The following is a 10,074-nucleotide window of genomic DNA, read 5'->3' as shown; positions in this document are numbered from 1 at the left end:
TCTCAAGCAGCTCAACCAGCTTTTTTGTGCCCTCTAGCGGTTTGAGACCGCTAAGCGCCCGGCGCAATGCTCTTATTTTGTCTAAATCTTTTGGATCCAACAGCAGCTCTTCACGGCGTGTACTGCTTTTCGAAATATCCAGCGCGGGAAAGATTCGCTGATTCGCCACGTCTCTCGATAAAACCAGCTCCATGTTCCCCGTGCCCTTAAATTCCTCAAAGATAACCTGGTCCATACGGCTGCCGGTATCCACCAAAACGGTTGCCAAAATGGTCAGCGAGCCGCCATTCTCAATGTTTCGTGCAGCGCCAAACAACCTCCGCGGAATCTCCATCGCTCGAGCATCCACCCCGCCAGACATAGTACGACCGCTGCTCTTTCGCTCCGCATTATGCACACGCGAAAGCCTCGTGAGAGAATCAATCACAATCATGACGTTGTGACCCTCGCCCGCTTGTTGGCGGGCGATATCAAGAAGTTCATCGGCAACGCGAACGTGATGAGCATAGCTTTCATCCGAAGAAGAAGCGTGTACCTCAGCCGGGACGCTACGCCTGAAATCAGTGACCTCTTCGGGTCGCTCATCTATCAATAACGCGTAAAGTTTAATCTCGGGATACGCCTTTCCCACCGCCTGGCAAATATGTTTTAAAACCGTCGATTTTCCAGACCCCGGCGGTGCAACTATTAAACCTCGCTGCCCCATTCCAATCGGCGTGATCAAATCCATCGCGCGCACCGTGAGTTCTTCTGAACCTGACTCCAAGCGAATCCCCGGCGTTGGATTGATAGCCACAGCATTTAAAAAACGTTTTTGTGGATCAGCCTCACCTTCAACCTCAGCCATAGCTTCGGCTTCCTCAGCCACTGGTTTAGGGTCTTTATTTCGTTTTCGGGTTAAACCTAATGTCTTTCTCGTCATGATTGTTTGATAGCTGTTCGGCGTCAACTATCCTGTCCGGTCCGCGACAACTATGATGGCCGGTTGGGTGGTCTTACTTCTTACTCTTTGCAGCCTGCTTGAGATGCTGCTGTCTTCGGTAACTTTCCCCCTCTAATTCGATAATAGTTGCGTGGTGTATCAGCCGGTCTATGGCCGCTACAGTCATCATGCTGTCTGGGAAGATTTGATCCCACTCACTAAATGGTTGGTTGGCTGTGACGATTAGACTGCCACTCTCATAGCGATGGGCGATGAACTCGAACAGTACCTGGGTTTCTGCATCCGTCTTTTTTACATAACCGATGTCATCGATGATGACGACCCTGTATTTATCCAGCCGTGTCATGGCTGTCATCAAGTCGAGATCGCGCTTGGCCTGTTGTAAGTGCTGAACCAGCGCTATGGCAGGGAACAGTTTGCAGCGTACCCCCTGTTCGGTGAGTTGATGACCCAGTGCATTAGCGATATGGGTTTTGCCAGTGCCGCTGGGGCCAATCAACAGCACATTGTCGGCATGGTGTGCCCAGTCACTGTCTTGTTGCAGCCTTGCCAGTGCGGTGTTGCAGGGGCGGCTGAACGCGCTTTGATCAAGCGCTGAGAAGGTCTTGTTGGCGGCAAGTTTTGCCTCGCGTACCCACTTCTGGGTCCGGCGCTGGTAGCGGTCTGAGAGCTCGTACTCACACAATGCCGCTAGGTAATCGGTGTGTGACCAGTTCTTCTCAATGGCGGTTTCCCAGAGCGATTGGTAATGACGGTGGAAGGCCGGCAGACGGAGTTCTTTTAACAGTAAAGCGACAGAGCCTGTCATATCTGTGCCTCCTGACTGTTGATCGAGGACAGTAGCTCGTCGTAGCTCACTAAGGTGTGTTGGCTTGATGCAGAGCACTTGAGGTCTGGGTTGCCGCGAAGGTAGCGTGACTGAATCTCGGTAATGGACGCGAACCGGCCTGCTTGGGCCTCAATCAGCAGATCCTCCCCCAGCGACTGTTCATCATCGTACTCGAAGGCCAGTCGCAATGTTGTCACGATCCATTTGCAGGCTTCTCGGGCTTCAAGGTGCGTATCCGCAAGCTGCCAGAGTTGACGGTAGTTGTCGTCCGGGAGTAAGTCATCACGCAACTGAGAGTAACGGAAGGCCTGCGGCTTCGAGGCCAGCGAGCGGATAACGTGCCGGTAATTGACGCTGCGGGCGCGATTCTCGCCAGGTTTGGGGTAAATGCGCGGTAATGTCAGTGCCGGCTGCTGTCCGACGAACAGCACCAGCTTGTCGTGGTGCAACCGGATTTGTACCGACTCTCCAATCAGCCGCGATGGCACGGTGTAAACAACGCGCCGGACTTCGATCGTTGAGCTGCGCGTCACCTTAAGGTGGAGGGTCTGATACTCGGCCGCCGTAAACTCCGGCAGAGGCTGCAAGGCCGCCTGCTCTTCAAGCGCGCGCGATCGGTTGCGCTGATTGAGCTTGTCGACAACGCGATCAATAAAAGCCTGATAGTGCGCAACACCGTCGAAGTCACTGTGACCGCGCAATAACAACTGTTGTGCCAAGCGTTTCTTGAGCGAGCCATTGGCGCACTCCACCACGCCGTTTTCATGGGACTGCCCCAGATTATTGCGAGTGGGTGTCATGCGGTAATGCTGGCACAGCTCGCTATAAGCCTCAGTCCACACGTTTTGACGGTTATTGCGTGCCGCGCTTAAGCTGTCGGTGCGGTGCTCAATGGGACTGCCACCCACCTGTTGTAAGGCTCGCTGCAAGCCCGCCGCCAGAGCCGCATAACTCTCACCACCTTGAACGACGGTAACCGAGCGCCAACCGCTGTAGGCCAATCGAAATTGATAGAGCAGGTGTGGAAAGGTCTTGGATTGAATCGTAACCGGGTTGTCGGGGTGGGTAAAATCAGAAAACCCCTGTTGCGCCACAACCGCCTGCTGGCGAAAAATGACCTCGCGTTCCGGCCCGTGTAGCGCCCGCCAGAGCTTCACACGGCGTTGCAGGGTGCGCAGAATGGTCTGATCGTAGTGCTCAGGGTAATGCTCTTGCAGATAATCAAGCAGAGTTGTACCGGTCAGCTTAGGCTCATTTTCTAACAGATGGAGCAACTCTGTTTCCCAAACCGCTTCCAGTGGATCTTCTCGGGTACGCCATTGCCGCTCGGTGTCAAGGCAGGGTTTTTGTGCTGATGTCTCGATGCGTCGCCCAGATCGGACAGAAACGCCTGCCTTGGCGGCAGCTACTTCTTGGCTTGCGCCATTTTGTCGGTGCTGCATGTACAGCTCCTCTTGTCGGTTGGTTATGTGTTGACCAGGCACCTTGTGCTCCACAGTGGAAAACAAAGTACCGATTGTTACACCCAACCGGCCAAGATAATTGTCGTTAACCGGTCATCCTAATTGTCGCCGAACAGATAGCTCTTGTTTGATAGATATTTTTCGAAATGGGCTGATAACGTCACGAAGACAGCCCAAGGCAAAAAACCAGTGTGAATAAAATTAGTCTGTCCCAATTATATACAACCAGCCTTAAGAGGCCCCTATGGCAAAGCCAAAACGCATCTACCTCGCCGGCCCGGAAGTCTTCTTCCCAGCCAGCGAACACCAGCTCATCGTGGCCGAGAAAAAGCGCCTCCTTCGGGAACACGGGTTTGAAGGCGTAGACCCGCTGGATACCAAGCTGACATTTTCAGATGGCCAACCAAAACCTGATCGCGGGCATAGAATATACAAGGCCAACCGTGAACTGATGGACAGCTGCGATGCCATCATCGCCAACCTGACACCCTTTCGCGGCATCAGCGGCGACCCTGGTACCGTGTATGAGGTGGGTTACATGATTGGTCAGGGCAAGCCCGCATTCGGATTCACCCTGGATAGCCGGCACTACCGGGAACGGGCAGGTGCAACCGACCTGGACAACATGAGCCATACAATCGAAGACTTTGAGCTGAGTGACAACCTGATGCTTGAAGGCGGCATCTGCGAATCCGGTGGTCAACTATTTTTGGCTGAGCAGCCAGGCGAACACCCGTTTTTCTCTGCAGCGTTGTTCGACCGCTGTGTTCAGGCGCTTACCTATGCCCTATCGAGATAAAGTCGGGGACAACATCAACCAGGCACCAAGCGACCGGTCAGCACCACCCCGCCCCGGTTTTCAAGATATTTCCGATAGCTGGAGTTATCATATATGATAACCTGAAAATACGGAACACCCATGGACTGGGACATTGAATTCTACAGAAAGGTAGACGAAGAATTGGCCGGGATGCCGCCAAAAATTCAGGCGAGAATGATCCGGCTAATGGAATTGATGGAAAAGCACGGTGCGAACCTTGGGGAGCCACACACCAAGTCACTTGGTGATGAGCTGTTCGAGATCCGCGCAAAAGCCAAAGAAGGCATTGGAAGAGGTATTTTCTGCTATATGCAGGATAGGAAAATCATTCTCCATGTCTTTGTGAAGAAAGATCAAAAAATACCGAAGAAAGACCTAGATCTAGCAAAAGAGCGTTTGAGGGAGGTCAAAAAGTTATGAGCTTCAAACAGTTTAAGCAGAAGGCACTCGAAAATCCTGAAGTGCGTAAAGAGTACGATGCCCTTCAGGAAGAATTCAACCTGATCGACCAACTGATTACCATGAGAACGAAAGCGGGCCTTACCCAAGAGGATCTTGCCAAGAAGCTGGGAACGAGCAAAAGCAACATCTCCAGACTTGAGCGTGGCCGGGGGAACCCTAGCTGGGGAACGCTCAGCAAGTACGCCGCAGCCTGTGGTTTTCGAGTGAAACTGGAAACCACAGAAAACGACCGAGTTTCCGCATAACCGGTGATTTGCAACCCAGTTGTCCATATAGCTGCACTTAAGCAGCCTGTTTATTACGCTCAATTTCCTGCAATTTTCCAGGGTTGAGCGATACGGCTCCGGCGACTGCCCAGTTTCGAGTATCACCAGACCAACGCCTAGGATTCAGACTCTTTGCTCGTTCATAAACCGCTTCACGTTTGGCTAACAACTCTGCATCAACACCCTGGTGCCGTTGTGCGGGCGTCACGAAGTTGATGCCGCTGTGCAGGTGCTCTTCGTTGTAAGCCTGCTCGAACAACAGCATCCATTTGCGCACCGCCGTTAGTGATGAAAAGCCCTTGGCTGGCCATTTTGGACAGTACTTTAGCGTCTTGAACAACGACTCTGAGTAAGGGTTGTCGTTGCTTACTCTGGGTCGGCTGTGAGACATCAGCATACCCAGGTCTGCCAGCCGCGCTTTCAGCGTGTAGGACGTCATCGGCGCGCCGTTATCTGAGTGCAGCACCGGTGGGTTTTGCCAACATCTCTCGCGTAACAGAGCTCGATCAATGAGCTTTTTGGCAAGCTCGCCGGACTCTGATTCGTGGATTTCCCACGCCACGATTTTGCGACTGTAGATGTCCATGATCAGGTACAGATACCAGTGCTGACCGCGCACCTCTGAGGGGCAATAGCTGATGTCCCAGCTCCACACCTGGTTCGGGCCTGTGGCGGTAAAGCTGGTGGGCTCAGGGACCTTGCGCGGCGGTTTCATGCGGCCCCGATGATTCACTTGCTGGTACTTTTTGAGCACTCGGTAGAATGAGGACTCAGAGGCCAGGTAAAGCCCTTTATCAGCCAGTCGAGGCACGATCTGGGACGGTGGCAAGCTCTGGTACTCCCGTTCATTGCAGGTGTCTAGAATGGCCGCTTCTTCAGCGTGAGTGAGCTGGTGTGGCTGCACAACGCGCTCCGCTTGCGGGCGTTGATCTTCCGCTACAGCGCCATTAGCCTGTCGCCAGCGCTTCAACGTGCGCTGACTCAGCTCCATCAAGTCGGCCGCCTTGTACCGGGCTGCGCCACTGGCGACAGCTTCGTCATAGTCGTTTAAAAGCCTTGTACGTTCGGTCAGCGGTGTTAACTGTCCTCGCTGTCCGGGTCCTCGCCGTACAAGGCTTCGAGCTTTTTTGACAGCACCAACAATGAGGTCGTTTCTGCCAGAACCCGATCCTTACGGCGCACTTCCGCTTGCAGCTTCTTGATGGTTTTGCGGGCATCACGCTGCTGCTTCTGAGCGGCTTTCCCTTGCCCTTCTTGCAGACCGGCACCGTGTAGGCAGGCGTCTTTCCAGCGTTGTACCTGCTCGGGATACAGACCTTTCTGGCGGCAATACGCACTCAGTTCAGCTTCGGACATAGACGCCGTTTCGATCACGACGGCTAACTTGGCATCAGGAGACCAATCGTCTCCAGCATTACGATAACCCGGCACAGGCACCCCTTGTTGTCGACACTGTTTTAACCAATTGTACAGAGTCACATCCGATAGGCCTTCCTCTGCGGCCACCTGCACCACACTGCGGTTCTGCGGAGGTAACAACTTCTTCAACACGGCCGCTTTACGTTCCTCGGAATAACGTGGCATGACTGCTCTCACTCCGCCCAATCTGACATGAATTTAGGCGAAATCGCCAACTGGACAACTAGGCTGGCAGAGGGGGTAACCCTCGGAAAACCGGGACAGATCTGTTTTTCAAAATCACGGAGTTCGACGAACACCGGTTGGCGATGATGACCGCGCTGAACAATATGGTGGGAAGACCGGGCACAATCACCCTAGCCTGTCTTGGCATAAGCATCCTCTTGCTTCTGAAACACAGAATCCATTCTGTGTGCTGGCATCCGATATTAACCAAAGTGCGAAGAAAGTTGGTAGTGATGCAAATCAGATCCAAACCATCAGAGAAGCCGCGAAAAAAAATCTGTCCCGGTTTTCTTGTATTCTGATCAATCAATTAAGTAAGTTGCGGTAACGCAAGCAAGCCATTTCTTTATATGCCTGACTCTTGGGGTTTCCGTCTTTGCGGTACTCAGAAGTCCAGAAGTCACACATTTCTTTACTGCTCGCAATCACACTTCGTTTCTGTTCTGCCTCGTTTCTCGCACGGCGCCGCTGAGCCGCCAATCGCTTCTCCCGCGCCTGTTGAGCCCTTATTTCCTCTGCCGTAGGCACCGGCGGTGAGAAAGAAGGGACAGAAATCGTCGGAAACTCAGGCTTGCTGCTTTTAGAAAGCCTTTCGGTCAGCGCATCGTTGAAGGAATCCAAGACCACGAAGAAGATAAACCAACCAATGATGCTTATGATGATCCACGATACGATATTGGCAACTACTACTGCGGAAAAAACCTTAAACCAAGACATCTTTCACTCCATTAAAAAACAATTGGGAAGCTTGCATAGGCTGTCAACAAATTATCCACGGCCAAAAGCTAAATCTGTTACGGTTTTCTGCAGTAACCTGTTCAAATTACGGAGCAGTTTTTCGCGAAAACGCGCGCAGCGTATTGCACACAATCGCGTAGTAATTTGAGGAAGGTTTACAGCTTTTTTATGGTTTTGACGTATGCCCCAACTGCCTTTTTTTAAACAGTAGCAATACAGACCATCCTAAAACGGCCAAAAACATAAAGAAAGGTGAAACATAATTAAGCTCATTGCCTAGCTCGCTATACTTTTGGTATGACTCATACGCCGAACTAAAAACCAATATCGATAGTCCGCATAATACTACCAATAAAAACCATATGTTTCCGGGAACCGGTAGTTTTTGCTTGATAGCAACGGCAACCAACGCCAGAAGTGATAAAACTGATGCGACTGTAGATACAACGAGAATAACTTTTGGAATGTAAGCTGTTGCGACATACCACCCAAGGTAAAACAACCCATAAAGAAGCAATGTACCGCCAAAAACCAAAACGACTGAGCCTACGCCTATCGCGATATTCTTAAGTGCGATATATGCCATGCAAATTAAATATGGAAGAGCTGCGAGCAATACCACCACTATAACTATACCTAAAGCTATTTGAATAATGAGCATTTACTCCAGTCATCCTCCATTGTTTTAGTCAGCCATAATACCCGCATTTGCGGCTGGTTTGGAGCGCAGCGGAAAACCAGCCCGACAACATGCGCTTGTAAAGTGGTGCGTACTCTCTGCACTAAGAGTGCTACTTTATCTTTTCGTAGTGATTGATAACATTCACTATGGAGTTTAACAATGGCTTTAACCCCTCAAAGTCAATGCTCTTTTTATTTTCTTTGATGATGTGTGTTGCAAAAGCATCTTTACTTAGGTCTTTTTTAGCGTCTCTATTTTTCACTGTGTTATAACATTTTCCATTTGAGTGTTTGATGAGCCTCGCTTTATCATTAAAAAAATACTCGATATCAGTTTCTTTTCCTTCATGCGTTAATGGAGTAAAAACAACATACAAATTTTTTACCACATGTATAAAATGAGACTTCCTAATATCATTTTTTTTATTTAATTTCGATGGTATGATTTCTATTTTTTTCTGGAATCTTTCAGTGCTCAATAACTTTACAATCTGCTGCGGACCTTCATCATTATCTAAAAAAACAATTACCGGATTTTTTGGCTTAATCGCTTCGTACAACTTTACATTCTTTTCAAAGTTATCAATAAAACCCCGAAGATAGTCGGCACCACCAAATATCTCCAGAAGAAATCGTGTTCGCTTAGAGTATCGAACAAAGCGGATTGAAAGATCATATTCTTCATCTTTGACATCAACCAGCAATGGATAATATTTATTTAATTCACTAATCGCTGATTTCAAATAGACGTTATCAGTTTTTCCTTCACACAAAACTGTAGGTTTATCATTGCCATAAAATAGCCGATAATACAAAAACTGACTAAATGTTTTTTCTCTGCCGGTGAGTAAGTTCTTAGTGTTTTTCCCAATTTTACTTGACGCATACTCAGGAATTGACGGAGCTTTTTGCCTCATACGATTATAGTGATCTACTTGATCAATAAAGTTTAATTGACCCTCTAACTCATTGAGGTTGCCCTCAACATTATTACCATTTTTGGCTACTGTAAACCGACCTATTTTAAACAGATGATTGCATTTTGCTCTAGCTAAACGCCAATATTCTTTTTTGGTATTGGGCTTTCTATTTACCACAAGACCGGTCACTTCTTGCCTGGAATTTTTTAATTGAACACGAGTTTTATTGCTGTTTATAGCAAAACCTGCGCTCTCAATTTCACGCCTTAGCCTTTTCCCCGCTAAGTATTCATTAGAGGATTGCCTCATTATTTGAGCAGGAAAATCTGCTCTCCGCGTAGAGAAAGTCATATCATCAGCATATCGCGTATAAGTACACTTATACTTTCTGGCTAAGGATGCCAAACGTATGTCTAAACTATGAGTAATTAAGTTAGTTATTACTGGTGAACATGGACCTCCCTGTGGGAGCTTATTGTCATAACAAGCTATTTGTGCAATGACAGTCGCAACATGGGGGTCTAACTGGAAGTTGGCATTCCTAATGAAAAAGCCACGGACTCGACCAAAGTTGAAGCTATCAAAAAAGTCTTTTAAGTCAATGTTAAGAACGTGCTTCATGCCCACATGCATCATCGCATTAGTAATTATGGATCGTTCTCTTACAAAACCGTGAGATAAAGAAGGTTGCTTTGTCTCTGCTGTGGGGATTTTAATCTTCAACACTTCGGCCGCATAATCCGTCTCGCCGTTTTTCCGAAGTTTGGGTTTTGACCACTGTGAATTAGGATACTTCGTTGCATTGATTTCATCAATGCAGTCCAATAAAAGTTTAGATAAGCTTTTTTGAAGGCTCTTAAGTTCTTCTGATGGTGCATTGATAACCCTTGTCCCACCAGACTTTTTAGCAATAGAGAATTGATGGTATTGGGTCTCAGGCTTTTTTATATATAGACAACGAGTTAAGAAAGCTGCATCTACATCTAAAACCTTTGCAAAACCAGGCTTGGAAGAAGTCGATTTTAAGTGTCTAAGCTTTGACATATATTACATCATATTAGTGGTGGCTTATGGGCACTCCTAGGCACCATATAATCATATATAAACATATGAATATACATACAAGGCAATCCGTACGGACAATTTTTTCACTGATCGCGAAACGCGAACTAAAAATCTGCCCATAAGCCAACGGTTATTCTAATACAGATATGAAACAGCAACCACATAAAATTCGGTGACAGCCTCCGCTAGCCACATAACGAGAATTCTTTGGGGTCAGGTCTTGCGTTTTGCCTCTCGAACAAC

Annotated in this window: 10 protein-coding genes; 3 read left to right on the top strand and 7 right to left on the bottom strand. The window is 48.6% G+C overall.

Annotated features, from left to right (window positions below; genetic code table 11):
* From rho to istA, 3 genes are all read right to left on the bottom strand, one after another.
* A partial coding sequence (gene rho / locus MELB17_RS22705; RefSeq protein ID WP_227499019.1) for a transcription termination factor Rho occupies window positions 1–949 on the bottom strand: 949 nt, incomplete at its 3' end.
* Window positions 950–995: 46 nt separating this feature from the next.
* Window positions 996–1,751 (bottom strand): IS21-like element helper ATPase IstB, encoded by a 756-nt coding sequence (istB, locus tag MELB17_RS22700; RefSeq protein ID WP_007348516.1) that lies wholly within the window; start codon window positions 1,749–1,751, stop codon window positions 996–998.
* Window positions 1,748–3,214, bottom strand: a complete 1,467-nt coding sequence (gene istA, locus MELB17_RS22695) for an IS21 family transposase (RefSeq protein ID WP_007348517.1) — start codon at window positions 3,212–3,214, stop codon at window positions 1,748–1,750. The genes istB and istA overlap by 4 nt, the downstream gene beginning before the upstream one ends.
* 265 nt (window positions 3,215–3,479) lie before the next feature.
* On the opposite strand from istA, the gene MELB17_RS22690 reads away from it, so the two are divergent.
* The 3 genes from MELB17_RS22690 (at window position 3,480) to MELB17_RS22680 (ending at window position 4,762) form a co-directional block, all read left to right on the top strand.
* The gene (locus MELB17_RS22690; RefSeq protein WP_007352688.1) at window positions 3,480–4,034 is read left to right on the top strand and encodes a nucleoside 2-deoxyribosyltransferase; all 555 of its coding nucleotides are present in this window, start codon (window positions 3,480–3,482) and stop codon (window positions 4,032–4,034) included.
* Between the two features lie 120 nt (window positions 4,035–4,154).
* On the top strand, window positions 4,155–4,475 hold the full coding sequence (locus MELB17_RS22685) for a type II toxin-antitoxin system RelE/ParE family toxin (RefSeq protein WP_007352687.1): 321 nt from the start codon (window positions 4,155–4,157) through the stop codon (window positions 4,473–4,475).
* Window positions 4,472–4,762 carry a helix-turn-helix domain-containing protein gene (locus MELB17_RS22680; protein WP_007352686.1) on the top strand — a complete coding sequence of 97 codons (291 nt, stop codon included), beginning with the start codon at window positions 4,472–4,474 and terminating at the stop codon, window positions 4,760–4,762. The genes MELB17_RS22685 and MELB17_RS22680 overlap by 4 nt, the downstream gene beginning before the upstream one ends.
* Window positions 4,763–4,799: 37 nt before the next feature.
* Here MELB17_RS22680 and MELB17_RS24300 read toward each other — a convergent pair.
* The 4 genes from MELB17_RS24300 to MELB17_RS22655 all read right to left on the bottom strand — a co-directional run bounded on the left by MELB17_RS24300 (window position 4,800) and on the right by MELB17_RS22655 (window position 9,810).
* Window positions 4,800–6,367, bottom strand: a protein-coding gene (locus MELB17_RS24300) for an IS3 family transposase (protein WP_085988694.1) whose coding sequence is annotated in 2 segments (ribosomal slippage) — window positions 4,800–5,879 and window positions 5,882–6,367 — 1,566 coding nt in all. Because the reading frame shifts where the segments join, the coding sequence is not laid out codon by codon here.
* Between the two features lie 366 nt (window positions 6,368–6,733).
* Window positions 6,734–7,144, bottom strand: coding sequence for a hypothetical protein (locus tag MELB17_RS22665; RefSeq protein WP_007352685.1), 411 nt, complete (start codon window positions 7,142–7,144; stop codon window positions 6,734–6,736).
* Window positions 7,145–7,331: 187 nt separating this feature from the next.
* Complete coding sequence (locus tag MELB17_RS22660) at window positions 7,332–7,826, bottom strand: hypothetical protein (RefSeq protein WP_007352684.1); 495 nt, start codon at window positions 7,824–7,826, stop codon at window positions 7,332–7,334.
* Window positions 7,827–7,956: 130 nt separating this feature from the next.
* Window positions 7,957–9,810 carry a retron Ec67 family RNA-directed DNA polymerase/endonuclease gene (locus MELB17_RS22655; RefSeq protein ID WP_007352683.1) on the bottom strand — a complete coding sequence of 618 codons (1,854 nt, stop codon included), beginning with the start codon at window positions 9,808–9,810 and terminating at the stop codon, window positions 7,957–7,959.
* Between the last annotated feature and the right edge of the window lie 264 nt (window positions 9,811–10,074).

Origin of the sequence: Marinobacter sp. ELB17 (assembly GCF_000169375.1) — a bacterium.
GTDB lineage: Bacteria > Pseudomonadota > Gammaproteobacteria > Pseudomonadales > Oleiphilaceae > Marinobacter.
Note: the sequence above shows the minus strand (reverse complement) of the source record. Positions and strands in the feature narration are given on the sequence as shown.

Excerpts from the sequence above, each read along its gene's own strand:
- istB (WP_007348516.1), bottom strand. The coding sequence starts at position 1,751 with ATGACAGGCTCTGTCGCTTTACTGTTAAAAGAACTCCGTCTGCCGGCC.
- istA (WP_007348517.1), bottom strand. The coding sequence starts at position 3,214 with ATGCAGCACCGACAAAATGGCGCAAGCCAAGAAGTAGCTGCCGCCAAG.
- MELB17_RS22690 (WP_007352688.1), top strand. The coding sequence starts at position 3,480 with ATGGCAAAGCCAAAACGCATCTACCTCGCCGGCCCGGAAGTCTTCTTC.
- MELB17_RS22685 (WP_007352687.1), top strand. The coding sequence starts at position 4,155 with ATGGACTGGGACATTGAATTCTACAGAAAGGTAGACGAAGAATTGGCC.
- MELB17_RS22680 (WP_007352686.1), top strand. The coding sequence starts at position 4,472 with ATGAGCTTCAAACAGTTTAAGCAGAAGGCACTCGAAAATCCTGAAGTG.
- MELB17_RS22665 (WP_007352685.1), bottom strand. The coding sequence starts at position 7,144 with ATGTCTTGGTTTAAGGTTTTTTCCGCAGTAGTAGTTGCCAATATCGTA.
- MELB17_RS22660 (WP_007352684.1), bottom strand. The coding sequence starts at position 7,826 with ATGCTCATTATTCAAATAGCTTTAGGTATAGTTATAGTGGTGGTATTG.
- MELB17_RS22655 (WP_007352683.1), bottom strand. The coding sequence starts at position 9,810 with ATGTCAAAGCTTAGACACTTAAAATCGACTTCTTCCAAGCCTGGTTTT.